Source organism: bacterium (assembly GCA_016699995.1).
In the GTDB taxonomy this organism is placed as follows: domain Bacteria; phylum Patescibacteriota; class Doudnabacteria; order UBA920; family UBA920; genus UBA920.
Window position 1 is genome coordinate 696,057 of sequence record CP064996.1, and the last position, 24,880, is coordinate 720,936.

Below are 24,880 nucleotides of genomic sequence, written 5' to 3' on the forward strand. Positions count from 1 at the left end.
CTAAGTGGTATTTAAAAACGTAGAATTGAATACTCATACGTTCGTAATGCCTACTACACTCAACCCAGTTGACCTGCCCATGCTTTAGTGATATTTTACTTATTCTAGGAGGAAGTATGAATTCAGGACAAAAACAGTACGCAGACAATATGGTTCGTCATAATTTCGACGAGCTGGTACCGTTCTATACCGTTACGTATGAGGAGATAATCACTGACCCATCGGACTGCAACCACAAACCAAGCGATATTGACATTTCATCCCACCTTACGGGAGCCTTTGGTGCATTCGAAAATGAAACTGCTGCAGCCAAGATCATCGAATTCTGCAGGGAAAGAGATAACACTTGGGACCCTTTCACTTTTGAACAAATCCATAGCTACTTCAAAAGCAAAGCTGGAACAATCAAAGATAACACGTATTATTTTTCTTTTTGGGGTTTGCTCCTTGGCGAGTATATTGCCACCGACGACGTGGGCAATTATTATGTGACCAAGGGTTTCGTTGCCCGCTGCATCGAATCTGTCGAAGGCAGAAAAGCCAATCGAAGAATAACCGGTAATTGCCGTTTCAACTCGGCAACCGTTCTTGCACTATAAAACTTAAGGAGATGAAGTTTTTAAGCCGCTACGAACCCTCGGACGAAGAAGGTGTCTATAACGCAAAAGGATATTGCCGAGCCATCCCCAACCCCTTCAACGAGCCCATCGAAATTATGGCTTCGTGGGGCGCCCCTCAAATGGGAGATGAAAATTGCATGCTCGCCGATACGTGCGATGCAGACGGGAACACTGACGGCGAACCATATATTATAGAGGCGAAGGCTTTTGCAGAGACTTACAAAGTGCTGAGACTTACAAAGCTGCATTGACTGCCCAAAGCTGGAAACCAGCGCCTTTACAAATACCACAAACCGTGGTATTTTTATTTATTAAAATCACAGGAGGAATATATGGGAAAAATATTCTTAGGGCTTTTTGAACTGTCTGTGCTTGCTTGCACGAGCGCAATGAACAAACCTTATGGCGTTCAGATTGTAAAATACATCGAAGAGTCGTTAGGGAAGAAAGTTTCGAAAGGCGCAATGTACACAACCCTGCAGCGTCTCAAAAATAAAGGCTATTTAAGCACCGAAAAGAGCAAAATAACCCACAAAAGAGGCGGCCGCAGGCGCATTATGTATTGCATTACCGACGAGGGCAAAAGAGTCTTGCACGAAAATATGCAAACCATGACCGACCTCTTTTCAGCTCTGATCAGAGATAGCCAAAAAGGTGCGCAACTCAATTTATTCGACGAAAAGGAATCAATACAAGGGGACTCCCAAAGCAACATCTGGACACCATTCCAAGGCGAAGGATACCAACTTGTCGATTTGGGACGAGCCGCTCAATTTTTACTGCCTTCTCATAAGCTGCAAACCGAACTCGGCGAGAGCACTGTCGAAAAAGATCTGGAAAGGTTTATGTTCGACAATTTCGGTGCATTCAGCGCCACCACTCTGCCGACAGCCGGTTTCTGGAGAAACAATCAGCAGAAAATCGTTTACGACGAGTGTCGGAGATACGAAGTATCGTTCGTAGGCAAACAAAAAATTCCAGTGCTTCTAAAAAAGCTTGCCGATATTGCGAAGCATATCAAAGAGGATTGCATCTACTTTCAGGCCGGTCAATACAACTGCCTGATTTTCCCGAAAGAATAATTAAAAACCACTAACTAAATGTTAGTGGTTATTTTATTGATTGACCGAATTGGTCTGATACCTGCCTTTAGGCGTTGTGCTGATACTACATCCTCCCCATAATCCTAGGCTATTCTCACGGGCAATGCGCTCGGCATTTTTCAGCTCAGCCTGCTTAGAAACGTCCGGCGGGTAAGACACTGCAAAGGCGTAGCCAGACTTAACCAGCTCCAGATTCACAAACGTTCCATCAGCTAAGTAAACGTAACCCAGAAGCCGGCCGTAACGGTCCTTCTCGTTAACATCATGGACAAACCAGATGAACTTCCCTTCTACTAATTCCCTATTCTTTTGAGTCGCCTGCTCGGCAAAACATTGCACAGGTTTGCGAGGATCATTTTTTTCCGGGGTGTCGATGCCAATATACCGCAAACGACTATTGTTCTCCAGGACTATTGTATCGCCGTCGACAACCTGCTTTACCTTAACGTAAATTCTGCTGGCCGGCGCTTTGGATTTCTTGGGCTTGTTACGGGCCACATTTTGTTCCTTATCATTCGCTTTATTGGCCGCATTGGAAACAAGCGAAGCAGTATTTTGGTAATAGATGGTAAAGCCTATGAGCAAAGCCCCAAAACAGCACACTACCAACACCAAAAATAGTGATTTCATACAGCCCTCCTTAGCTGGTCTTCAAACATCTAATAGTGCCAGAAAATGGCTTATCTGTCAATGCTTTTTTCAGCAAGAAGTTCGCTATACTGAATATATGAACAAACTATCGAATAAACTATTATTGCCAATTGCATTCTTATCATTTGTAGCCGCTGGCTGCTCTCCGCAAACTCAAGATTCCAACCAAAATCAGGGCACCGACAACACCACCGCGAAAGAAACTCAGCAGGAAGCGGATCCCGTCTCCCTGCCGGCATTAATGCAAAAACAGTTCGACGGCCGCGACTTAACTTTAGGGCAAGTGCAAGCCCAAACAGCAACGTACACCCGCTACTATATAACCTACAAAAGCGGCAGCTTAACCATTTCTGGAATAATGAATATTCCAAAAGGGACCGGTCCGTTCCCTGTGGTAATAATGAACCATGGCTACATTGATCCGGCTATCTATACCAACGGCCGCGGCCTGCGCCGGGAACAAGACTATTTTGCCAGCCGAGGCTATATCGTCATTCATCCAGACTACCGCAACCATGCGCAATCCGGCAAAGACGACAATGTCGAAGGCAACATCCGACTGGGATACATAGAAGACGTTATCAACTCCATTTACGCGCTTAAGGCAGCTGATCTTGCCTCTGCAAATACTAACCGCATTTATATGATCGGCCACTCCATGGGCGGCGGCATAGCCCAAGCCATTATGGTTACCCAACCAGACCTGGTAGAAGGCTTTATGCTCTATGCTCCAGTATCCAGCGATGCAAGAGAAAGCTATTATCGCTGGACGGAGAGCCGGCCCGAAGCAGTAGCTCAAATAAAACAGCAGCATGGCGATCCGCAAACTAATCCTAAGTTCTGGGACAACATGTCGCCGGTCAATTTCTTCGACAAAGTTTCTGCGCCGGTAATGATCAACCATGGAGTAAATGATGCCGACGTTCCGCTGGAGTGGAGCCAACGCACTTATGATGCACTGAAGGCAAAAAACAAAGAAGTTGTATTCCACCAATACCCAGGCGAAGGACACGAATTCGGGCCGGCGTGGCCGACTGTAATGCAGCGCACCATTGACTTCTTCAACTCAGTAAAGTAAATGGCAAAATAAAAAAGGTGTCCTACACGGACACCTATTCGAATATCGAAATACTACCTGATGGGAAAAAAATCCGGTAAGGATTGTTTTGTGCTGTGCCACCATACAACACCTCGATTATCATTTTTTCCTGGTATGCTAAAGTCCTTACCCCGTTCTCAAACTCTCCTGTAACTGACTCAGCTTTAAATTTCTTACCAGTTTCGTCAGTCAAATAGGTTGCCAGAAGATCTTCGGAATTAAGCGAGACAGGCAGGCGATAATACCCACCATCATTATCACAACTAAACCGCGCTATATAACCCACATTGGTGGCAGATAGCCTCTCCATATAGAAGTCCAGGTATTTGTAATCTACCGTCCCCCCTCTCCAGGAACGGCCAGAGTCGACCAACGTATTAGAGGCCAAACTCTTAAGCACACCACCAGATTTTGATTCACCTGGTTTATTAAGTCTATTAAACTCAAACTTAAAGCCCGGGTTCTGAGCCACGAACTCGCCCATTACATCGGTTGTCACAGCTGGTAAAGCTACTCCTAAGATTGGGTGATGCTTTACATCTGCAGGAAATAACTCCACGACTCCCTCTGTGGTTTTGTAGTAATTATAGTTAGCCTGCCCGGTGATCGGATTGAATATCAAATCACCGCTGTTGTAAGTAAATAGGTAAAGTAACAGAAACCAACTGGCATACAGCGCAACTATTCCCGCCACTGCCCTTGTCCTCTGAAACTTGATAAAACTAAAGATCAAAAGGGGTACAGCGATGTACCATATTGCCGACACCACCACTGCAATTGTCTTGGCAAGGTAAACATTCTTTACACCACCGGAATTAAGAATCCCCTTAAAAGTGGATTGATAAAGAAAGAACCCTGACGCAATGTCAACTGCAATAATAAAAATACCGGCCAGGATAGCGACACAAATCACAATCCCTACACCCAGAGAGATCTTCGCAAACGTCTTCATATTTCCTCCTCTAAGCTGCGGTGTCTAAATTATGACGTCCGCCGACTTGCGGTCATTATATAGTTTATTTCAATTTTGTCAACTCGAACTGACAAAACCTACAAGCCCCATGCATTGACAAATACCACCGCATGTGGTATTTTTCTAAGTCTTTATGCAAGACCTTAAGGAGGATAGTAAATGAAAAGATTGTTGTTTTTGGTAGTAGCGCCCATCGCTTTGCACAGGAGCATCATGGATAAAATTACAACTGGCTTTAAAAACCACTGTCAGTCGCTTTCGGTGATAACTGCTGAAGCTCTGGAAGAGATTGAGCCGTACCTGAATGGTACAATCAACATCGATCGGGACTCTACGGCGCTGATCTGCACCGACCAGGTTCTGGAACCCAGGCAATATGTCTATAAAGACGTTCTCTGTGCTCCTATCCATGCAAAAGCCAACTTCGAATCGGAAGTCTGTGAAGAGCATTCAACCTGCTGGGACTGGATCATCCAATTCATCAGCAGGGATCTTAAGCTCATCAAGCACCGTGATCCCCAGCCGCACGTTACCAAGCGCCGGCCAGGCAGAGTACTCATCGGTGATGATCCCGACAAGATGGGATCAGCCGGAATTAACAACGCCCCAGGCGTGACAGCAACACCGCGCACGCCGAACCCGCAGAGACTGGACACCCCGCAAACAGTTACGGCCGAGGAGCGCGATGCGCGCAATAACGCATCCAACTGCGCCTAAAATGGCAATACAATTGTAGCCTTATATGGCAATCCGCTATCGTTATAGCGGATTTTTATTTAGACAGAACCAAAACTATTTTTCTATCCGGTTTCATTTCCTGAGCATGGTTGTCCCAATCTGCAGCTGCGTTGTGCAAATCCTGAAAAGTGAATTCATTGCCATTCCCCCGTTCTGTGCCAGGATCATTAATAATAAATTTACCATTCCGATAGCCGCGGATTACCACCATATGGTATGTGGGGCCCTCATTGCGGTACTGCTGACCCTTTATTAGCTTGGCATTGATAGGCAGCAATATAGGATAACCCGAAGCTAATTCTCTCTTGAGGTCCTGCTCAGTAAAACCAGCTATTTGAGTCACTTTCAAAGAGAAAGCCCCTTCAGCCATTCTGGTTGTAGCGTCCGCACCAGTATCCACATTGAAACCCAAATTAGCATCCTCCCAAATTTTTAAATTATCAATAGATTTTTGGGCTTCACTTGACTCAAGCGTATTGGAAGTATTGCCGCTCAAAAACGCATTCGCCATAGTGATGCTTGTCTCTTCACAGTCTTCATTGCGGCTCCAGTTATCATTGGGAGCTTGCGGGCTAAAGGGTATGGGGAGAATTACCTGATCGGGCAAATTCTCGGACCGATCGGAAGAAGCAGGGAATGATTTTGTAAAAGTAAATAAGCCTGCCACGGCAAGGGCGACTATGCCAATTGCCAAAGGTAAATTAAAAAGTTTTTCTTGTGCGCTCATATTAAGTATTTTAAGGTTGTACCGTATGAATCGGATATTTAGCAACAATTGTTTCAGAAAATATTTGAAACTTTTCTTAACTAACAGCGATTTTACTAACATGGAACAACAAATCGAACAATCTCAAACCCCAACGAGCAAGCCGCATTACCACGGTCCCGTGGTGCGCTACCTGTTTCTCACTACAGCCGTCATGCTGCTAGTGAGTCTCCCCTATGCCACTAAAGAAGCCGGTGGATTTTCGCAATCGGTATTAGTTATGGTCATTGCCATATTAGTTATAGCTGCCGGATTCACCAGCCGTATCCAAAAAGCCGGAGTGGTGGTAGATTTTGTCATCGCCATGATCGGCTTCTTTATTGCCGAAAGCTCAGCGCTAAGTCTGTACCAAGCAGAGAATTTAGATACTAAAATCTTCACTACATATCTGGCCGTTTCGATTATGATGCTTTTTGCTATGTACTTTAGTATCCGAAGTATAGTAAGATTGTTTTACACAGACAACGATTCGCGGACGGGGTAATTTTTAGGGGGGTGTATGAGCAGCAACGAAGCTGATAAGATGATCTTGAAGGAATTAAAAGCTCGCGCCGAGAAAGAAAAGCAACTGTAGGTTAAACAGATGCTGCGCCAGGAACAAACAAGCAGCCGCGCCGAAAAGGTTTCCGAAGAGACCATTCGCGCAGGGGTTTTATCATCTCTTCTTAAGCAGCCTCAGCACATTTATATCAATGTAAAGCAACAAAGGCTTTTTCTGTCTCCGGAAGGCAAGGTGGATCTTAAGTCCGTACCTTTAAGAGAAAGGGTTTTAGCAACAGGCGAAAAGGTGATTATCCTCACAGATACCAGTGAGTACAGTGCGGCTGTCATTAGCGCCGTAAGATGTAAAAATGCTACCCAGCTCGGCCAAACCGATATCGTCGTTCAACGCTGCTAAAAATAAAATGAATCCGCACACAGCTACTTAGCTTAATGAGCGGATTTTTTTATTTACCCTTATTTGAAACATTTTTACTTCCGGGACGATTTACCTAACAGAGGGAAATAAATAATAGAAAGGATATATATGAACGCATACAACTCAAACGCTACCCGCCCCCTATACCGCGGCACGCAAATTGTCTGGTATATTCTCGGCATCATCGAAGCCCTGCTGGCATTCCGTTTTGTCCTAAAGCTGCTAGGAGCAAATCCCAATGCAGGGTTTACCGACTTCATTTATTCTGTCACCTACCCTTTTGCGGCTCCCTTCCTGGCTGTATTCAATATCACCCAGGTAGAAGGCAGCGTCTTTGAATGGACAACTTTGCTAGCGATGCTAGTCTACTACCTCATTGCCCTAGCCCTTATCCAGCTATTTGTTATGAGCAAACCAGTTTCCACGCCCGAGGCTGCGGTAAAGTTAGACAACCAAGAATAGGCAGCAGTGAACTGCTGGTCAGTAACCTTATATAGAATCAACAAGAATAAAAAAACGCAATTATAAAAAGCTGCGAATTACTTCGCAGCTTTTGTATTATCTACTCTCCGGTTCGGGCATCGCCTCCAGCGGTTCCACCTGAGGTATAATCTCAGTCTCAACCACGGGCCCAGCCGGATCCAGCCGGACGAAATCTTCGCCTTCGGTTGCAACATACTGGGCAGCGGCGTTTTCGTTTACGACAACAGGATCCCCGTTGTCATCCAAGCCAAGTCTTATGGCCGCGTCGTTATTCCGCCTAATCATACGCATGGAAGCGAGCGCGAAAAGGACAAAAATCAGAACTATAAACACAAGCCCCAGACTGTCCCCAGTGGTTGAAAAAAAGAGAAAAAGTGAAAACATAATTGTGCCTCCTAAAGGTTATTCGAACCCAGTAGTATATAAAAAAATTGGCCGGCTGTCAATCAGCCGACCATGGCAATTATTGCTCCTACAGCAGCCACCGTCATAAGGACCAAAGATATATACCCCACGGCCTTAGACCACAGACCGTTGACCCATTTCCCCATTACGTTGCGGTTGCTGCTAATTTTAACAATAAAATAAATAATGAACGGCGCTACGATACCGTTTAGCACCGCCGACCAAATCAGAGCCTTAATAGGGTTAATACCTATCAGGTTGAGAGCAAAACCAAACATCATGGCAAAAATTATTACCCCATAGAAAGCCTGCGCGTGCTTGAGTCCACGATTAAGGCCGAAACTCCAGTGGAAGCTTTCAGCCAGGGCATAAGCAGCGCTACCCGCCAGTACCGGAACTGCCAAAAGGCCGGTTCCAATAATTCCTAATGCAAACAAAGTATAAGCCTGTTGTCCTGCTAATGGTAGCAAGGCTCTGGCCGCATCTTCGGCCGTGTTAACCATGATCCCCTGAGGAAAAAGCACGGCGGCACAAGTAACTATCACGAAAAACATCACTACATTAGAAAACAACATTCCAACAGTAACATCTAAGCGCATGCGGCGCACTTCCTTTTTTCTCAAAGACTGGTGGCGAAGCTTGATGTTAATCTTCCCGTTTGCCCTACGCTCCTCTACTTCCTGTGAAGTCTGCCAAAAAAACAGATACGGCGAAATTGTAGTTCCAAGTATTGCGGTCACGATAACAAAACCTTCTTTGGTAAGAGGCATGTGGGGCACTAGTGTATGGTACCAGATTTCCTTCCAGGGAAGATTATCCAGAGTTAGAGCTGTAGCAATATATAGAAGTAATACAAAAGAGAGATACTTTAGAAATCTTGCATAGCTGGAATAAGAAACGAAGACCTGCAGCCCCATACTAACAATCGTAAAAATTAAAAGCAGGGTGAGAAAGTGAAAGCCGGGAAGCATTAATTGGGCAGCTTTAGACATCGCCCCTAAATTTGCTCCCAGATTAAAAGTATTAGTGAAAAAAAGCACAGCAGCCAAAACTGCTACCACATTCTTAGAATAGCTAGTGCGAATATTAGACGCCAAGCCCCGACCAGTCGCCATACCAATGCGCGCGCACATCTCTTGAATCGTAGCCATCAATGGAAAAGTCAGTGGCGCGAGCCATAAAAACATATACCCAAACTGGGCTCCGGTCTGTGAGTAAGTCGCTATGCCAGAAGGGTCATCATCGGAGGCGCCGGTTGTTAATCCTGGGCCAACAGCATGCCAGTAGTCTTGAGCCTCATGCAAAGGCTTGTTTAAAGAACTAAGCGCGTGCTCGCTGCCAGCAATGGCATCTTCTAAAGCTTTTGCAGGAGCCTCTGCAACTTTAGTTATTATTTCTTCGGTTTTCATTTAGGGCTTGTTTTGATTTCTATTAGTTAAATGGCAGAAAATGCCGCTGTCTCAACAGCACTCCTCGCTTCGCCATCCGGCTCGCTCGTGCGTTTGCGGACTGTCTCGCCATCGGCATTTTCTGCCAATATGTCCTAATAATAACCAAATAAACAGCCTTTGACAAATTCAGGCAGAAAAGTTATAATATACAACAGTTATACTAATATTTAAGCCCTCAATTGCAAAAGACCAGAGTTAACAAGCAAATTACCGCACCGGAAATCCGTCTTCTAAACGATGCCGGCGAACAGCTGGGAATCTTCCCTATAGCTAAAGCGCAGGAATTGGCAGCTGAATACGGCTTAGATTTAGTAGAAGTGTCTCCAGGCGCACAGCCTCCTGTGGTCAAACTTATCAGTTTTGATAAGTTTAAATACCAGCAGAAGAAAATGGAGCAGCAACAAAAAAAGAAGGTTAAGAAAGTGGAAGTCAAAACCATCCGGTTGAGCGCCAAAATCGCTTCTCACGACATTGCCACTAAAGCCAAGCGCGCCGATGAATTCTTGCAGGATGGCGACTGGGTAAAACTTGACCTCCGCATGCGAGGCCGTGAACAAGCTTTTGTGAATCTGGCCGAGCAACAGATGGAACTGTTTAAAACTTCGCTTACTACCCCCTTTAGAATCGAAGTGCCCCCAAAGCGTGCTGGTAATTCACTTAGCATGACCTTGGCTCCATCAAAATAATTATTTCATTTAACATTATGCCTAAAGCAAAAACTCATCAAGGAACCGCCAAACGTTTCCGTAAGACCAAATCCGGCAAAATTATGCATCGCGTAAGCGGCCAGGATCACTTTAACAGCCGCGAAACTGGCAAGACCACCAAGAATAAGCGCCGTGACGTAACCATGAGCGCTGCTAACAACCGCCTTAAGCAGTTGATTGTTCACAAGTAATTCTGTAACCATATAAACCCATGACAAGAATCAAACGAGGCGTTGCTGCTAGCAAGCGCCGTAAAAATTTAATTAAGCGAGCCAAAGGTTTTGACAACCGACGCTCTACCAACTTCCGCCAGGCACGCGAGGCTTTGCTTAAAGCAGACAGCTATGCATACCGCGACCGCCGCAACAAAAAGCGCGACCAGCGCGCATTATGGCTTGTACGCTTAGGCGCAGCCCTCCGCGACAATGGCACTACCTGGAGCAAGTTCGCAGCAATACTTAAAAAAGAAGGCATTACCGTTAACCGTAAAATGCTTTCCGAAATGTCCATCAAGGCTCCAGCCGGATTCGACAAATTAGTAGCAGACTTAACGAAATAATAAAAACCGGCTCCGGCCGGTTTTAAATTTTTAAAGACCGGCCAATGCCGGTCTTTTAATTTGTACGAATTGCGGATTAGCGATTAGTGCCAGTTGCCGGTGTTTGAGTCTGCTGTTGATTTTGGTTCTGCTGTTGCTGTTGCTGCTGTTGGTTGTTAGTGCCATTAGCGGTATTAGCTTTGTCTTCGCGGATCTTGGTCATAACTGTACCATCTTCTTTGATGTCTTCGTAGAACAAGATCTGGTCGCGGTTGATCTTCATTTCATCTACAGGACCATGCAGCTCTTTGCCTAACTTAACCAGCAATAGTTGCTGTTGTTGCTGTTGCTGTTGCTGACCGTTCTGACCAGAACCTTGCAAGCCTGGTTGAGGAGCTACCTGAAGATAATAAATGTCTGTCAAAGTGGCGTAAGTTGCGCTAACATCGCTAAGCTTGCCAAAGTAAACCTGGCCGTTTGTTAAGAATACAGCCTGATACCCAGACGGCTTGGATTCTTGAGCAGTTGTAGATGCATTATTGGCTGCATCGGACGGGAACAAACGATCGCGGAACAATGCTACGCCCAAGATAATTAATAAAATTACTACTGCCAAGATCACCCAAGGCAAATTGCTGCGGCCAGCAGATTGGTTCATTCCAAATGACTGACCATTACGGTTATTTTCTTCTGACATATTTGTTTAGTTAATTTAATTTATTAAAGGATAAGGAAACGGGAACTGCTCAACAGCGCATAACCACAAGGTGGTTATTGCCGGGAGAAACCCATCGGACAGGCTCATCAGCAATGGAGTCGGTTTGCTTTAGGGTCCATTCCCTTGTTAATTCATTTAGGATTTTAACCCCCATAACAGGTACTATCCCCGCATCCGCCCTTTTATCGCTGGGAGCGAGCACAGGTTCCGGGATAAAGGAATCTTGGGTTGTCTTTATGGCTATTTCGGGCAAATTATTAGGCACCGAAAGTAACGCCACTGCATAGTCTGTTCTTGCTTCAGAGATGGCGATAGAATTACACCCTTGCCATAACATTAAGCTCACTGTGTCTGAGGAACTGCCGCATAAAACAGCGTCTGCTTTTGGCAATGAATTAGTTATCGTCACCGTTGAGCTTGCCGAATTAGCTAACTCCAATACAGCTTTGTTTTCGGTTGCAGGGGATATTGGTTCGAATTTATTTGCCTGACCAGAAGCAACTTGTGGTCCTAAGCCGCTTAATAACACGCTGGTTATAGCAATGATTTTGTATAATATCTGTCTCATTATTCTGTAGGTGCTGCTACTTGATCCCCGGCGACTTGAGGAATAATTGTTTCTATCGGCTGGCCTTTATCCTTATAGATAACCGTGGTCATCTCTACTGCATCATTATTCTTCAAATTACTTAAAATGAACATGCTCGAAGCAGCAATTGCCAAAACCATCGCTAGGGCCGGCCATAACCAGACTATCTTTGTATCATTCGGGCGATATGTTTCTATGGGATCGGCAAACTCGAGCATGTCGACGCCTGATTGATGGGAATTTGTGATGCCCAGGCTCGGCACATATTGACTGCGCAGATCTGTACGCCCTTGCAAAATCTGCTCATGGCGCATCAGCATTTCTTTTTGCTGTTCCTGTTCTGCGGCAACCCTCTTTACCAAACCGGACATCTGCAACACATCGGTGCGCAGCTCTTCCAGGCGCATCTTGGTTACTAAAGTTTGCAGGCTATGATGAGAACGAGCCGCTTGCGGACGCTGCTCTAAACGAATAGGAACGCTGTTCACTTCGCTAATCAAGTAATTAGAAGTCACAACCGGGGACTCCTGGACTCCGCTTTGCGTCTCCCCTTCTTGCGTGTCAGCTGCCATAGGTTCGATTGCTACAGACTCGGGCTGAATAAATTCTGCGACATCAGATGCTGCAGGATTGCTTAACAAGGATTGAATCTCGGACTGCGTCGTATACCAGTTGCGGCCTATTTTTGCAGCTCGCAACTTACCAAGCCGACAAAGCTGTCCTAAATAATCCTGGTGGTAGCCAGAGATTTGGGCAGCTTGGGATAAAGATATCCTGTGAGGGAATTGGGTTTTGATGAGGATTGAATCCACTTTTACTTTTGTTTCAGCCAGTTTTGGCATATTGCAAAACTCTGTCATTAAATATTTAGCAACAAGGTTTTACTATGAGGTTTACCGAATTATTATAGCACATTTGGGTGCTTTGTGTCAGGTTTTGTGAACTTATCTAACTTTTTATACTTGACGGATATAGATATTAAAATGTATGATGATTTTGCGTTAAATTTTTAAACATTCAGACAAACATGCCACGCCCCCTCTCTCCATTCTCACAACAAATTCTTCTGCATTTGCAAGACACCGGTCCACAGATGCTGCACAAGCTGTATGAAAAGTTCGGAGACAAAGCCAGCAAGAAAAAAATTTATGACACCATGTTTCGCTTAGTATCTCAAGGTGTTGTAAATTTGCAATCCGACCGTTACAGCGTTAGCGAAGATGCCAGTATTCTAATGCACACCATCAGCAAAGAGCGCGACGGCATCTGGAAAATGGTTATCTTCGATATCCCAGAAACCCAGCGCCAGGTTCGCAATGTACTGCGCGCCAAGCTTATCTCTTTAGGGTTCAAAAAATGGCAGAACAGCATTTGGATGTCGCCTTACACCTTGGCTCCAGAGATTGAAGAAGAATTAAACCAACTTGCAAAAAAATTCTTTATCCGCTTAATCAAAACTTCCGACATCAACGACACCACCGACCTCGAAAAACTGTTTAGAGAATAGTTGTATTGTTGAAAAATAGAAAAGCATTACTTTAAGCGTACTTCATCGCCCAGCTGCCATTTGCGAAAGCAAATGAACAGCGTAGCGATTCGGGAGCGCAAGTAATGCTTTTTTATCTTATATCTACCAATCCAAAGTTCCGCCGGTCTTATATTCAATCACGCGAGTTTCGAAAAAGTTCTTTTCTTTGTTTAAGTCTACCGCTTCACTCATCCAAGGAAACGGATTCTCTACATTAAATTGTGGAGGTAAACCAATACTGCTCAGACGACGGTCAGCAATATGCTCGATATACTGCCTAAAGCCATCGGCGTTCATGCCAAAAATTCCTTTCGGAAATACTGTCTGGGCGAAAGTGTATTCCAACACTGCTGCTTCTTTAACCAAACTAATGATCTTCTCTTGGAATTCCGGAGTCCAAATTTCCGGCTGTTCCTGACGAATAGTATTAATCAAGTAGATGCCGAAGTTTAAGTGCATAGATTCGTCGCGCATAATGTACTGAATCTGCTCGGCACTGCCAACCATCTTCTTTTGGCGTTGGAACCCGAACATTACGGCGAAGGCGCTATAGAAGAAGATTCCTTCCATGATGAGAGAGAAAACGACAATATTCTCCACAAACTTCTGATCTGCTTCCAAAGTGCCTGTTTTAAAATCTGGATTAAAGATGCCTTCGTTAAAAGTGAGTACAAAAGAAGCTTTGTTATAAATAGAATCGATCTCGCGGTACATGTTGAAGATCTTGCCTTCATCCATTCCCAAGCTCTCTACGATATATTGGTAAGCGTGAGTGTGAATGGCTTCTTCGTAAGCCTGGCGAAGCAGGTACATGCGAATTTCCGGGGAGGTCACGTGCTTGTATGCGGCCATGACGATATTGTTAGCAGCAATGGAATCTGCGGTCGTAAAGAATCCTAGTACGGTCTCGAAGGCCTGGCGTTCGTCATCGGTGATTACTCCAGGGTTCTTCCATTGTTCGATGTCGAGCTGCATGCCGATTTCGGTAGGCAGCCAATGGTTTGCATTAGCGGCCAAGTAGGAATCCCAAGCATAAGTATGCTTCATCGGGTAAAGCTGAATTACGTCGGCATCCTTACCATTAATAACTCGGCGGTCATTGATGTTTACTCGTTTGTCTGTTTTTGTGATGGGCATTGTGATTCAGAAATTAATGGTAACAATTATTGGCAGGATTCACAGCTTGGATCATCCAAGCGGCAAAGCTTGAAATCGGCTTGAGATAGAGACGGGCCGCTGGCGGTAGCTGGTTCGTTCTGAGTGAGGCCCAGCATCGCTCCCAAAGTTGCACTGCTTGCCTGTTCTGGCTCGACTTTGATAGTAACAGATTCTTCTACAATTTGAGTTTCTTGCGGGGTGCTGATGCTAGATACGACTGTTTCGGTGATTACAGCGCTAGGGGCTGGTGCTGAAGCAGGCGCACTTGCGGCGAATGGGCTAGCTGCTGCCATGGCGATTTCCGGAACAGGCTGCTGCGCCGGAATAGTCTGCGGCTGTTCGCTCACTGCATCGGCTGGCGCAGAACCGCCGCGGACATGAGTATTGCCAAACTCCGAAGTATTGACTGTAGACTTCTCTACCTGAGAGGCAGCCATAGAACGCAAGTAGTAGGTCGTCTTTACACCCATATCCCAAGCGTACAAATAGATATCGTTAATATCTTTACCGGATTTGCCGGCGTAGAAAATATTTAAGGACTGGCTTTGATCGATCCATTTGCCACGATAAGCTGCGGCCTTAATGAGCCAGCGAGGATCGATTTCGAATACTTCCTTATACCTGTCTTTAAGATCCTGAGGTACATCCGGAATCTCAGTCACGCGGCCATCGTAAAACTTAAGCTTAGATAACATTTCTTCGTTCCAAATGCCGCGGGCTTTAAAGTCTTTTACTAAGTATGGATTGACGACAACGAAATCTCCAGAAATATTAGCCTTTACGTAGATGTTCTTGTAGATCGGTTCGATAGCAGGAATAGCCCCGGAGATGTTAGAAATGGTCGCTGTAGGCGCGATAGCCATACAGTTGGAGTTGCGCATCCCATGCTCGCGGATAGCGGCTCTTACGACGCTCCAGTCCATTTGGCCGGTGCGAGATACAGGAATTTCTGTGCCGCGTTCGGCTTCTAGCAGACCAATGGTATCTACAGGAAGAATACCCCGGTCCCACTTAGAACCACGGAAGGAAGCATAAGCGCCGCGTTCCTTGGCAAGTTCGGTGGAAGCCAGAATTGCATAATAAGCGATCACCTCTTGACTGCGGTCAGCCAGTTCTACCATGTCTTCGCTGTCGAAGTTGATGCCCATCTGGTAAAGCGCATCGTGGAAGCCCATCACGCCCAAACCGACTGGGCGGTGCTTTAAGTTAGAATTGCGGCCTTCGATAGTCGGATAGAAGTTTAAGTCGATCACATTGTCGAGCATGCGCATAGCCACGGTGACAGTGTATTTGATCTTTTCCACATCGAGCTGGCCATTGGCTAATACATGGCGAGCCAAGTTAACAGAGCCCAGGTTGCAAACAGCAGTTTCTTCTGCGGTGGTATTTAAAGTAATTTCGGTGCAAAGGTTGGAGCTGTGAACCACGCCAGCATGATCCTGCGGACTGCGAATATTAGAAGGATCTTTAAAGGTAATCCAAGGATGGCCGGTTTCGAACAACATGATTAGCATCTTCTTCCACAAATCTTTTGCTGGCATTTGACGGAATAGATGCAATTCGCCGTTCAAACCTTTTTGTTCGTACTGTTCGTAGCGACGCTTAAATTCTGCACCGTAAATCTCATGAAGGTCCGGTACTTCGTCCGGAGAAAACAGCGACCACATTCCCCCGTTCTTTACGCGTTCCATGAACAAGTCTGGTACCCAGTTGGCTGTGTTCATGTCGTGAGTGCGGCGGCGCTCGTCGCCGGTATTTTTGCGAAGCTCTAAGAAATCTTCAATGTCCCAGTGCCAGGTTTCGAGATAAGCACAGGTTGCGCCGCGGCGGCGGCCGCTGCGGTTGATGGCAATGGTAGTATCATTAGCGATCTTTAAGAAAGGAATTACACCCTGGCTTTCTACACCAGTCTTCTTAATGTAAGCGCCGGTGCCGCGGAGCTTGCTCCAGTCGTTGGCTACGCCGCCTGCCCACTTAGACATCTGGGCGTTATCGCCGATAGACTTAAAGATGTTATCTAAATCGTCTTCGATTGTAGTTAGATAGCAAGAAGAAAGCTGGGGATGAACAGTACCGGCATGGAATAAAGTCGGCGAAGACGGCACAAAGTGCAAAGTCGAATTAATTCGGTAGAATTCTACGGCGCGGGCTTCTTTGTCTTTTTCGTTCAAAGCTACGCCCATAGCTACGCGCATCCAGAACATCTGGGGAGTTTCCAAAATCTGCTTGGTTTCTGGGTGCTTGGTAAAATAGCGGTCGGTTAGAGTTTGAATACCCAAATAGTTAAGAAACCCGTCGCGTTCGTTAACTAATTCGGAAGCCAGATACTCCAAATTAAAAGTAAGCATTTTTGGATCCAAGCGGCCTAAAGAAACGCCATCCTGGATTCGCTGGATAAAAATCTGGCGCAGCTGGGCTTCTAAAGCTTTCGGCTCAAAATCAATCTGATCGGCACCGATAACTTCCTTATAAAGCTTATTAGTCAGTGCGCGCGCGGCAACATAAGAATAAGCGGGGTCCTTTTCAATGTAAGAGCGGAGCACCATGATCAGAGCGCGCTCGATCTCGGCAGTGGTAATGTCTTCGTACAGCTCTAAACGCAACTGGTTCATGACCATATTAACGTCGATGTCGCCTGCGTATTCGCCCAAAATCTTTTCCAGGCTAGCCTGGACCTTTTGCAAAGAAAAAGGCTCCTTCACGCCATTGCGCTTAATAACCATCAAACCGGCTTTGTCGATTTTCTCCAAAACTGCCTGCTTGGCAACTTCGCGTTCTTTGGTGTGCTCGTAGCGGTAAATGATGTAAGCCTTGGCTACTTCGAACAAACCCTGTTCCATTAGTTTGCGCTCTACAGAATTCTGAACGTCTTCTACGCCAGGAGTGCGATCGGTAAAATTCTGCTCTAGATCTTCAATTACTTTCTCGGTGACATCTCGGGCCAAAACCTGGTCGGCTTTAAAATTAACTTCAACGTAAGCCTTGTTAATGGCGATTTCAATTTTCGCGACATCAAAAGGGACGATTTCGCCGCTGCGCTTTTTAATTTGAATGAGTTTGTTTGATGGGTTCATGATTATTGGTTTGTTTTTAAATAAATAATAGTTTTTTGCCAAGCTTCTGCTGTGGCGCTCTGTAATTGCTTAAAGCTTCAATATGGCTTCTTTGAATTCTTGAATGTCTTCGAATTGCCTGTAGACGCTGGCGAAGCGGATATAAGCAACTTTATCGACTTTGCGGATAACCTTCATGATAATCTCTCCGATCTGCTCGCTGGAAATTTCTCCGCCCGAAGCTTTCTTTTGAATCTCCTGTTCGATTTCGGAAATTACTTTGCGAAAAGTGTAATCCGTTAGGCTGCGCTTTTCGAAGGCTCGCCTGAGACCTCTCTGCAGCTTGTCGCGCACATAAGGCTGGCAAGAACCGTCGCGCTTTTTGACTGATAAATCGAGAATTTCGATCTGCTCGTAAGTGGAGAAACGGAAATTGCATTTCTCACACTCGCGGCGGCGGCGAATGGATCCCGCGTCTTCTACAGGTCGCGAATCTACCACCTTAGTGTCCTGATTTAAGCATTTTGGGCAATGCATTGAGTTTCTTTAGAAAATAAGAGGCACAAAATGTTGTGTACCTACATAAATTATACCCCTAGATGTTGTGTTAACCCAAATTCTGAGAATTTGGCACACTTGAGGTACTTTTTATTTTTGGTCGATCGTTTGCGGGTAGTTATCCACATTAAAAAGAAAATTCCCATTCGGGAATTTATCTAAACCTTACTTTAGTTAACAAATCTTGGGGCCGACCCCGGGAACCGTTTTTAGTTCACACAGGAAATTTTTTGACCCTTTCTAAACTGCCCAATTATCTCGAAAGTTCTAGCCAAAATCCTCTCCGTAGCCTCCTTAGTCGCGTGAGCGGTATGGGGAGTTAAAAGTACATTTGGCATTTTTACTAGCTTTTTCTGAAGAGCCCAAATTTGCCTAGAGTCGGCCATAGAACCAGAGTTAGATCCCGAAAGAGCATGAAGCACCGAAGGTTTGGCCTCGAGCTCTAATACGTCGCTTACAAAGCCCCCTAAACGCCCGGATTCCAAAGCCTTTACAACTGCCGACGTGTCCACTACTGCTCCCCGGGAAGTATTGACCAGCAGCAGGCCAGCCTTGGCCTTGGCCAAGAATTTGCCATTTACCATCTTAATAGTAGATTTTAAAGCTGGTACATGAAGGCTAATGATATCACTTGAGCTAACCAGCTTATCTAGGCTTACATAGCGCAACACGCCACGTTTGACTAAGTCCTGATTCTTTCTTTCGTCATAACCCAACACCTTCATCCCAAAACCGCTAGCTATAGCAGCAACATGAGCCCCAATGCTGCCTGTGCCAATAATGCCTATAGTTTTGCCATACAGCTCTCGGCCATTATAAGTTTCGAACCCAAATTTCAAATCTCTGCCCTTTTTGAAAGCGGCGGGGAAATTGCGGAAGTTATTCATAATCAGGCCAAACACATACTCGGCAACGGAGATAGCATTTTGACCGGCGCAATTCGCCACCATAACACCTGCGCTAGTAGCTGCTTTTAGATCAATATGATCAAACCCCGCCGTGCGGGTGATAATTAGCTTTAAGTTAGGCAGGCGCTTTATAGTATCGGCTGTTACCTTAGAATCCACATGAACCGACAGCACTTCGGTATGAGCGCTGGGAAAATTGTTACGGCTCAGACTACTGCTATGAATCTCTACCTCCAATTTTTTTACGTATTTAGAAATCAGCGCGCGTTCATCTTTGGAAACATCGTAAAACACAATCTTATGCATAGGAGTGAATTAATATTTTAGGCAAACTACTAAATCAGAGACGTTAGAACCGGTAATACCGGTGAGGATTGATGCGTTGATATCCGAAAGCACCGTGTACTCGTCATGGCGGTTCAAATGATCCTGCAAATCTATGCGAAGCCGCTTAGCCATTTCCAGATTATTCCTATCAACCAAGCCGCCGGCCACATCGCTGTTATCACGGCCGTCGGAAGCTAAAGATGCAAACACCGTATCCTCTTTCATGGCCAGAAGAGCAGCCAGCGCCATTTCTTGATTTCGGCCGCCGCTGCCGGTCACAGAAGGTTTGCCGGAGCTATGCTTTTGCAGAGTTACCACGCTTTCGCCGCCGGCGATAAGGCATTCCCCCCGCTTTACAGAATTGACTATCTGAGAAGCCAGCTCGCTCGCTTCGCCAGTAAATTCCGTGCTCCATATCTTCGGCCTCAGGCCCAAATCTGCAGCCTTGTCTGCCATCGCTTGCAACGCTACTTTATTGCTACAAAAAAGAATATTGTTAACCTTCTCAAAATATTTCTTATCCTTAGGAGTTTCTACCAAACCGCAAGAATCCATTTTACACCTATCGAGTATCTGATACTTGTTAAGGATATCCATTGCATCAGAGACTGTCGTTTGGTCATACACCGTAGGACCGCTAGCAACAAGGGATTTATCGTCTCCAGGAACATCGCTGAATATAAGACTGATGACCGTAGCAGGATAAGCTATCTCAGCTAGGCCCCCACCCTTTACCCGACTCATGTGCTTGCGTACGATGTTCGTCTCCTTAATGCTGGCTCCAGCTTCGGTGAGTGCTGTAAAAATCTTGCGTTCTTCGTCTAAAGTCACGCTTTCCGGGCTGCACAGCAAACTGCTCCCGCCGCCGCCTATTATAGCAATCACTAAATCCCGCTCCGTCACATTATTGAGCATAGTAATAATTTCTTCGGTAGCAGAAACATTGGCGCTACTAGGGAGCGGATGAGTGCCGATCCGGCTGACAATTTTGCTAAGATTAGCCTCTACTATATCGATTATTACTCCGCCGTTGATCCGGCTCAACATCTGCTGCTCTATTTGCTCCGCAACCGGACCTGCTAGTTTGCCCGCCCCGACAACGACAACTCTGTTGAAAGGCTTTAAGCTGATTGGCCGCCTGTTGATATACAGGGCATCTTCCTTGGGGTGGTATGCAAAATTAGCCTTCATCAAATTTACAGGATGGATTGCGTTCAATCCTGCTTCTAAAATGCGCAAAACCTGCTTGCGCTCGGTAGAAGTAGCCAATTGGGTAAAATTATCGAAGACCATACAATACCTTATTTTTTAGGAGTATTTTTGAATTTATCTGTCTGGCTCTTATGGTACAAAGATGAAGCTGCAACGAAAGCTATTACTAAAAGCACAGCGGCCCCCAACCAATACCATGTGGTAGTTGGTATGCTCTTTGACTCTTCGAATTGAGGAACACTCTGGATTTGCTCATCTAAAATAACTCGATTGCCGCGAGCGCTTTCCGGGCGGTCATCCGAAGCCGCCGGTTGCAATACCGACTGAGACTGGTCCGAAGACTGGTCTGTACTGCCTGGATCGCCAGGGGTGATAGTTTGTATTTGGGCGATTTTCATATATTTAAATTATTTAAGATTAAAATTATTTATTATTCCACGATAATATAAGTACCGGCAACTTTAGCCCAGCTCCCCCCAGGACCGCTGTTAAAGCTTTCGCTAATCAAGCCGCTATCGTAAGTAAGGCTCGCACCGCCATCCATAGTAATCTGCTTGCCAGTGACTGCCTTAAGCGAACTTCCCCCATTAATGCGCACATTACCGTTTTGCGCCACGATCGCTACAGCACCCGCACCTCCAGACAGATAGATGGCATCATTACTCCCGCAACCAGGAGCTACAGGGCACGCACTAGTTGTAATAAGAAAGGGGTAGCTTCCTGCCGTACCTGACCCGGCAAAGTTAGACCCTCCAGCGACGTTGATCCACCCGTCAGAAACAATTGCGCCACTATTACTGCCATACGATGAATCTAAGCGGACCGTACCGCCGCCGCCGGTTGTAATATTTCCTGTTACCCACAGAGTACCTGTTACAGTTAATGTACCGCCGCCGCCGACCGTCAAGTTGCCGTTAATCTTTTTTGGCCCGATCGTGGCGCCTTGCCACCCTACGTTATAGTCTCCATTATGAACGCCGCCGGATTCCGCGTCTTCCTTCCAGTTCTCTATGTTGCCATCGGACAACGGCATTGGCTGAGGGGTTGGGTCCGGCCTGCTAGTATTACAGGCTTTATTAGTATAGCTGGAAGTTTGACAGTACAGAGGACCAGAAACAGTAGCCCCCATCACATTATTAGCCCAAGCCAAGTCGGTACCAGTCGTTCCAACATACACTCCAGTATTATAAGTATTACCGCCGATCATGGAGGTGCCGCCACCTAGATAAATTTGGAAGTAGCCGTCTAATCCGGAGGGGGATGTGTTAGCCCAGGTACCCGCAGATTGTCGGCCAATTTTAGCAGTACCATTAGCATAGCTAGTATTGGCGCCAATGATGTAGTAATTAGAGGCATTGGAAGAACCATCGAGAACTATCCAATATGTCTGAGAAGGCTCTAAAATTGGGGTGGGCGGCATAGTTACATTTACCCATCCAAAGTTAGTGGTAACACTGGCAGCGGATAAAGTAGCGGACATCAAAGTAGTACTGCTCGGACTTCCTGAGTTGTCTGTGACAATGCGAAGAGTTGAATTTGAAGGCGAACCATTTTTTCGTATATATAGAGAAATATAATTCATTCTTTCCGAGTCAGAAACCCTAAAGCTCTGCGCAAAATCTTCCGTCGCGGTTGCATTTCCATATGTTATGCAAGTAGAGCTCGAACAGCTGGAAATCGGCGTCGGACTGTTATTAGACTGATCAGCAAAAGTTGCCGGGGGGTTGGCGGCCGATGCGCTGCCCGTAATGCGAACGCCGGTTGTGGCATTAATAGTACCGTTCGAATAAACATTACCGTTGATTGTCGCGCCGCCGGTCATCACAAAACCACCAGAGCCAGCCTGAACACCATAATTAAAGGAGATAACTGTAGAGTCGATCCCAACGCGAACTTTTACTGTGATCTGTGAAGTCGGATTAGTGCTATTTGGAATATATGCAGTGGAGGTAACTTGCTTATTAGTCGCATCAATATTTGTCACAGTAGTCGTGTAAGTCCCTTCGCCTATAGCCACGTTGCTTTCCCCCACGAAAGAAGTATTTTGATTCAGCTCATACACCGCCTTATCCAAACCAGCCTCTGCCATATGCAGCAGCTGGGTATTGGATACTGCCTGCTTGCTGGATTTAATCTGCACAGTAGTATAACCCCAAACTACTCCCGACATGGTCATAAGCACGGCCATAATGACCAGGCCGACAAGCATTACATATCCTTGTTGTTGTGTTTTTTCCATATTAACGGTTTCTTAAGAATATAGTATCTGTAGCGCGAGCAGTAGCTGCACTAGTATTACGGGTAGTTACTCTGGTCTGCAGATCTATAGTCACTGCGGTGGCTGCAGTTACATCGCCATTATTATAAGTTAGGGCAAAAGTTTGAACGTTCTCCGCAAGACGTTTTGATCCCGGAATGCGAACGCTGCCGCTACCGGCCTCCGTGACCTGATTAACAGAACCACTGGTTAAACAAAAAGCCATATAATCAAAAATTCCGCTTAGCAAGTTTCCGCTGCCATCCAGGCCTGGAATCTTTACCACAACACAATCGTTGTCAGTGCTATAAGATGTGCCGGCAATCGTGCGTGGAAGTTTTCTATATTACTGGCCTGGGCCACATACTTACTCATATTATTCATCGTGCTGCGTACAGAACTTGTAGCGCGCACATCTGCTTGCTCTAGTATGAATATCTTCTGATGCCAGTCAAACAAGCTTAACAGAGCTACCAGAATAATAGCGAACAGCGCTATCACTATCACCACTTCCATTATAGTAAAACCTTGTTGCTGGCTCGTACCTTTATGATTCATTGCCCCAGCCCTCCCTCGGTAATGTAGGTTTGCAACTCTACCGAATTATTGCCGTTACTGCGGGAATTGCTCCATGTAACTCTCACTGTAACATCCTTTAAGGTGTCGTTTACGTCTACGACAGTAATGTTGCCTGCGCCGCTTGGGATAGATGACATTAGCGAATCATTGAATGTTCCGGTACTGGGAATAGAATCAAAGTCGGTAGTACGGATTGACTGCATTTTTTGGTCGGCAATGCGAGTCGCGATCTCTTTGTAGCGCGCTTGTTTGTTCAATACTACAGAATTGGCGCTCATCTGAAGCAGTACTAAAGTAAGCCCGATGATGAACAGGGTCACCACGACTTCGATAATAGAAAATCCTGATTGTGTTTTTGTGGAATTTTGAAGACGCACTTTTGTTTCGTACAATTAGTTTCTCTCTATTATATTAGCAGTTTTTAGCCGAAAAATCATGACCGAATAGCGTTTCTATTGATTATTTAGACGACTTTTGCTAATATAGCTAAGTACTTGGCGAAGTTGTGGGCCATATTTAATGGCTCTAAGCCCGCCTGGTAAGGAAAATTAAATATTCGGGAGTAGCTCAGCGGTAGAGCTATCGGCTGTTAACCGATCGGTCCTGGGTTCGAATCCCAGCTCCCGAGCCAATCAAAATGCATCTCTTCAAAAGAGGTGCTTTTTGATTTATTTATAGTACCTTTCGCAGGTCTAAAAACTTTTGTCGACAATTTGCTTTAACGGAGCTATTATTTAATTAATTAGCGCTTATAAATGCTGTATTTAGACCAAAGGGATACCTACATTAATAGTGTTTTAGACAAATACAAGACAAACGGTCTTACTGTTTTTCTAAGTCCCACTGTCGCTTATATAATTAACCCTATCAAGGCCATAGTAAGTACGTGGGCTGGAGGCCAATTAAAGGCGATCGAGTTATCAGGCTCTTTTGCCAAGGGAACGGCAACAGCCCTGTCTACAGATGCTGACCTGTTTATTTCTTTAAAATCGGACACCACTCAAAGTCTTAAAGATATTTATAAGATGCTCTATAACAGAATGAAAGCCAACGGTTACTCTGTAAGGGAGCAAAATGTATCGATAGGTGTGACTGTTAATAATTTTAAAGTTGACCTTGTTCCAGCCGTTCATAGAGGAGGTCTGACCAGAGACCATTCTTTATATCGTAGAAAGGCTGACACTTGGACGCAAACCAATATTTATAAGCATATTGACTTGGTAAAAAATTCAAAGCGACTAGATGAGATCAGGGCTTTAAAAATATGGAGAACACTTAATGGACTAGATTTTCCTTCATTCTATCTTGAACTTACAGTGATTGAAGCACTAAAAGGACACGGATTTAACAAACCAGGGCAAAACTTACTTACAGTGCTGGATTATATTGCAAACAAATTTACTTATGCTCGCGTTGTTGATCCTTCGAACACAAATAATATTATTTCAGATGAACTTACGGCAGGAGAAAAACAGACTATAGCGAACTTGGCGAAAAACACACGCCAGAAACAATATATGAAAGATATTATCTGGTAAAT

At 45.3% G+C, this 24,880-nt stretch carries 31 protein-coding genes and 1 tRNA gene; 14 read left to right on the top strand and 18 right to left on the bottom strand.

Annotation, left to right across the window (positions count from 1 at the left end; all coding sequences use genetic code 11):
* Positions 1-116 precede the first annotated feature (116 nt).
* The 3 genes from IPM19_03685 (at position 117) to IPM19_03695 (ending at position 1,702) form a co-directional block, all read left to right on the top strand.
* Positions 117-599, top strand: a complete 483-nt coding sequence (locus tag IPM19_03685; protein ID QQS22705.1) for a hypothetical protein — start codon at positions 117-119, stop codon at positions 597-599.
* Between the two features lie 11 nt (positions 600-610).
* Positions 611-871, top strand: coding sequence for a hypothetical protein (locus IPM19_03690; GenBank protein QQS22706.1), 261 nt, complete (start codon positions 611-613; stop codon positions 869-871).
* 81 nt (positions 872-952) lie between these two features.
* Positions 953-1,702 (top strand): PadR family transcriptional regulator, encoded by a 750-nt coding sequence (locus IPM19_03695; GenBank protein ID QQS22707.1) that lies wholly within the window; start codon positions 953-955, stop codon positions 1,700-1,702.
* A gap of 33 nt (positions 1,703-1,735) precedes the next feature.
* Here the strand turns inward: IPM19_03695 and IPM19_03700 are convergent, their stop codons facing one another.
* Positions 1,736-2,353: a thermonuclease family protein gene (locus IPM19_03700; protein ID QQS22708.1), complete on the bottom strand. Its 618-nt coding sequence runs from the start codon at positions 2,351-2,353 to the stop codon at positions 1,736-1,738.
* Between the two features lie 262 nt (positions 2,354-2,615).
* On the opposite strand from IPM19_03700, the gene IPM19_03705 reads away from it, so the two are divergent.
* Positions 2,616-3,452 carry an alpha/beta fold hydrolase gene (locus tag IPM19_03705; GenBank protein ID QQS23423.1) on the top strand — a complete coding sequence of 279 codons (837 nt, stop codon included), beginning with the start codon at positions 2,616-2,618 and terminating at the stop codon, positions 3,450-3,452.
* Between the two features lie 34 nt (positions 3,453-3,486).
* Here IPM19_03705 and IPM19_03710 read toward each other — a convergent pair whose 3' ends face one another.
* Positions 3,487-4,425, bottom strand: a complete 939-nt coding sequence (locus tag IPM19_03710; protein ID QQS22709.1) for a hypothetical protein — start codon at positions 4,423-4,425, stop codon at positions 3,487-3,489.
* A 180-nt stretch (positions 4,426-4,605) separates the two neighbouring features.
* Here IPM19_03710 and IPM19_03715 point away from each other — a divergent pair, with 180 nt between their 5' ends.
* A complete protein-coding gene (locus IPM19_03715) occupies positions 4,606-5,163 on the top strand; it encodes a hypothetical protein (GenBank protein ID QQS22710.1) in 558 nt (185 codons plus the stop codon).
* A 55-nt stretch (positions 5,164-5,218) separates the two neighbouring features.
* On the opposite strand, the gene IPM19_03720 is transcribed toward IPM19_03715, so the two are convergent.
* Complete coding sequence (locus tag IPM19_03720) at positions 5,219-5,911, bottom strand: C39 family peptidase (protein QQS22711.1); 693 nt, start codon at positions 5,909-5,911, stop codon at positions 5,219-5,221.
* Positions 5,912-5,975: 64 nt separating this feature from the next.
* Here IPM19_03720 and IPM19_03725 point away from each other — a divergent pair, with 64 nt between their 5' ends.
* The 3 genes from IPM19_03725 to IPM19_03735 all read left to right on the top strand — a co-directional run bounded on the left by IPM19_03725 (position 5,976) and on the right by IPM19_03735 (position 7,331).
* Entirely contained in the window at positions 5,976-6,434 is a 459-nt protein-coding gene (locus tag IPM19_03725) for a hypothetical protein (GenBank protein ID QQS22712.1), read from the top strand.
* A 99-nt stretch (positions 6,435-6,533) separates the two neighbouring features.
* Positions 6,534-6,848: a hypothetical protein gene (locus IPM19_03730; GenBank protein ID QQS22713.1), complete on the top strand. Its 315-nt coding sequence runs from the start codon at positions 6,534-6,536 to the stop codon at positions 6,846-6,848.
* A gap of 129 nt (positions 6,849-6,977) precedes the next feature.
* Positions 6,978-7,331: a YggT family protein gene (locus tag IPM19_03735; GenBank protein QQS22714.1), complete on the top strand. Its 354-nt coding sequence runs from the start codon at positions 6,978-6,980 to the stop codon at positions 7,329-7,331.
* Between the two features lie 96 nt (positions 7,332-7,427).
* Here the strand turns inward: IPM19_03735 and IPM19_03740 are convergent, their stop codons facing one another.
* Together IPM19_03740 and IPM19_03745 are read right to left on the bottom strand one after the other, a co-directional pair.
* Positions 7,428-7,736: a hypothetical protein gene (locus IPM19_03740; GenBank protein QQS22715.1), complete on the bottom strand. Its 309-nt coding sequence runs from the start codon at positions 7,734-7,736 to the stop codon at positions 7,428-7,430.
* Between the two features lie 62 nt (positions 7,737-7,798).
* Positions 7,799-9,166: a divalent metal cation transporter gene (locus IPM19_03745; GenBank protein ID QQS22716.1), complete on the bottom strand. Its 1,368-nt coding sequence runs from the start codon at positions 9,164-9,166 to the stop codon at positions 7,799-7,801.
* Positions 9,167-9,387: 221 nt separating this feature from the next.
* Here IPM19_03745 and IPM19_03750 point away from each other — a divergent pair, with 221 nt between their 5' ends.
* From IPM19_03750 to rplT, 3 genes are read left to right on the top strand one after another with little or no spacing between them, the layout of a single operon-like run.
* Positions 9,388-9,894: a translation initiation factor IF-3 gene (locus IPM19_03750; GenBank protein ID QQS22717.1), complete on the top strand. Its 507-nt coding sequence runs from the start codon at positions 9,388-9,390 to the stop codon at positions 9,892-9,894.
* A gap of 17 nt (positions 9,895-9,911) precedes the next feature.
* The gene (locus IPM19_03755; GenBank protein ID QQS22718.1) at positions 9,912-10,106 is read left to right on the top strand and encodes a 50S ribosomal protein L35; all 195 of its coding nucleotides are present in this window, start codon (positions 9,912-9,914) and stop codon (positions 10,104-10,106) included.
* A gap of 20 nt (positions 10,107-10,126) precedes the next feature.
* Positions 10,127-10,474 (top strand): 50S ribosomal protein L20, encoded by a 348-nt coding sequence (gene rplT, locus IPM19_03760; GenBank protein ID QQS22719.1) that lies wholly within the window; start codon positions 10,127-10,129, stop codon positions 10,472-10,474.
* A gap of 76 nt (positions 10,475-10,550) precedes the next feature.
* On the opposite strand, the gene IPM19_03765 is transcribed toward rplT, so the two are convergent.
* Genes IPM19_03765 through IPM19_03775 form a run of 3 tightly spaced genes read right to left on the bottom strand, consistent with a single transcriptional unit; the run spans position 10,551 to position 12,602 of the window.
* On the bottom strand, positions 10,551-11,150 hold the full coding sequence (locus IPM19_03765; GenBank protein QQS22720.1) for a hypothetical protein: 600 nt from the start codon (positions 11,148-11,150) through the stop codon (positions 10,551-10,553).
* A gap of 49 nt (positions 11,151-11,199) precedes the next feature.
* Positions 11,200-11,739 (bottom strand): hypothetical protein, encoded by a 540-nt coding sequence (locus tag IPM19_03770; GenBank protein QQS22721.1) that lies wholly within the window; start codon positions 11,737-11,739, stop codon positions 11,200-11,202.
* Positions 11,739-12,602: a helix-turn-helix domain-containing protein gene (locus IPM19_03775; protein QQS22722.1), complete on the bottom strand. Its 864-nt coding sequence runs from the start codon at positions 12,600-12,602 to the stop codon at positions 11,739-11,741. The genes IPM19_03770 and IPM19_03775 overlap by 1 nt, the downstream gene beginning before the upstream one ends.
* Before the next feature lie 185 nt (positions 12,603-12,787).
* On the opposite strand from IPM19_03775, the gene IPM19_03780 reads away from it, so the two are divergent.
* Positions 12,788-13,267: a hypothetical protein gene (locus IPM19_03780; GenBank protein QQS22723.1), complete on the top strand. Its 480-nt coding sequence runs from the start codon at positions 12,788-12,790 to the stop codon at positions 13,265-13,267.
* Between the two features lie 123 nt (positions 13,268-13,390).
* Here the strand turns inward: IPM19_03780 and IPM19_03785 are convergent, their stop codons facing one another.
* From IPM19_03785 to IPM19_03830, 10 genes are all read right to left on the bottom strand, one after another.
* Positions 13,391-14,425, bottom strand: coding sequence for a ribonucleotide-diphosphate reductase subunit beta (locus IPM19_03785; GenBank protein ID QQS22724.1), 1,035 nt, complete (start codon positions 14,423-14,425; stop codon positions 13,391-13,393).
* A gap of 26 nt (positions 14,426-14,451) precedes the next feature.
* Positions 14,452-17,520, bottom strand: coding sequence for a ribonucleoside-diphosphate reductase subunit alpha (locus IPM19_03790; protein ID QQS22725.1), 3,069 nt, complete (start codon positions 17,518-17,520; stop codon positions 14,452-14,454).
* Between the two features lie 69 nt (positions 17,521-17,589).
* On the bottom strand, positions 17,590-18,036 hold the full coding sequence (nrdR, locus tag IPM19_03795; GenBank protein QQS22726.1) for a transcriptional repressor NrdR: 447 nt from the start codon (positions 18,034-18,036) through the stop codon (positions 17,590-17,592).
* Between the two features lie 230 nt (positions 18,037-18,266).
* Positions 18,267-19,271, bottom strand: a complete 1,005-nt coding sequence (locus IPM19_03800) for a hypothetical protein (protein QQS22727.1) — start codon at positions 19,269-19,271, stop codon at positions 18,267-18,269.
* 9 nt (positions 19,272-19,280) lie between these two features.
* Positions 19,281-20,585: a DUF4147 domain-containing protein gene (locus IPM19_03805; GenBank protein QQS22728.1), complete on the bottom strand. Its 1,305-nt coding sequence runs from the start codon at positions 20,583-20,585 to the stop codon at positions 19,281-19,283.
* 8 nt (positions 20,586-20,593) lie between these two features.
* Complete coding sequence (locus tag IPM19_03810) at positions 20,594-20,902, bottom strand: hypothetical protein (GenBank protein ID QQS22729.1); 309 nt, start codon at positions 20,900-20,902, stop codon at positions 20,594-20,596.
* Between the two features lie 32 nt (positions 20,903-20,934).
* Positions 20,935-22,743 (bottom strand): hypothetical protein, encoded by a 1,809-nt coding sequence (locus IPM19_03815; GenBank protein ID QQS22730.1) that lies wholly within the window; start codon positions 22,741-22,743, stop codon positions 20,935-20,937.
* A 1-nt stretch (position 22,744) separates the two neighbouring features.
* Positions 22,745-23,047, bottom strand: a complete 303-nt coding sequence (locus IPM19_03820; protein ID QQS22731.1) for a hypothetical protein — start codon at positions 23,045-23,047, stop codon at positions 22,745-22,747.
* Positions 23,041-23,319: a type II secretion system protein gene (locus IPM19_03825; GenBank protein ID QQS22732.1), complete on the bottom strand. Its 279-nt coding sequence runs from the start codon at positions 23,317-23,319 to the stop codon at positions 23,041-23,043. The genes IPM19_03820 and IPM19_03825 overlap by 7 nt, the downstream gene beginning before the upstream one ends.
* The gene (locus IPM19_03830; GenBank protein ID QQS22733.1) at positions 23,316-23,732 is read right to left on the bottom strand and encodes a prepilin-type N-terminal cleavage/methylation domain-containing protein; all 417 of its coding nucleotides are present in this window, start codon (positions 23,730-23,732) and stop codon (positions 23,316-23,318) included. The genes IPM19_03825 and IPM19_03830 overlap by 4 nt, the downstream gene beginning before the upstream one ends.
* Positions 23,733-23,896: 164 nt before the next feature.
* Between IPM19_03830 and IPM19_03835 the strand changes: the two genes are divergently transcribed.
* Together IPM19_03835 and IPM19_03840 are read left to right on the top strand one after the other, a co-directional pair.
* Positions 23,897-23,971: transfer RNA gene (locus IPM19_03835), tRNA-Asn, on the top strand.
* Positions 23,972-24,095: 124 nt separating this feature from the next.
* Positions 24,096-24,878 (top strand): nucleotidyltransferase domain-containing protein, encoded by a 783-nt coding sequence (locus IPM19_03840; protein QQS22734.1) that lies wholly within the window; start codon positions 24,096-24,098, stop codon positions 24,876-24,878.
* The last annotated feature ends 2 nt before the right edge of the window (positions 24,879-24,880 follow it).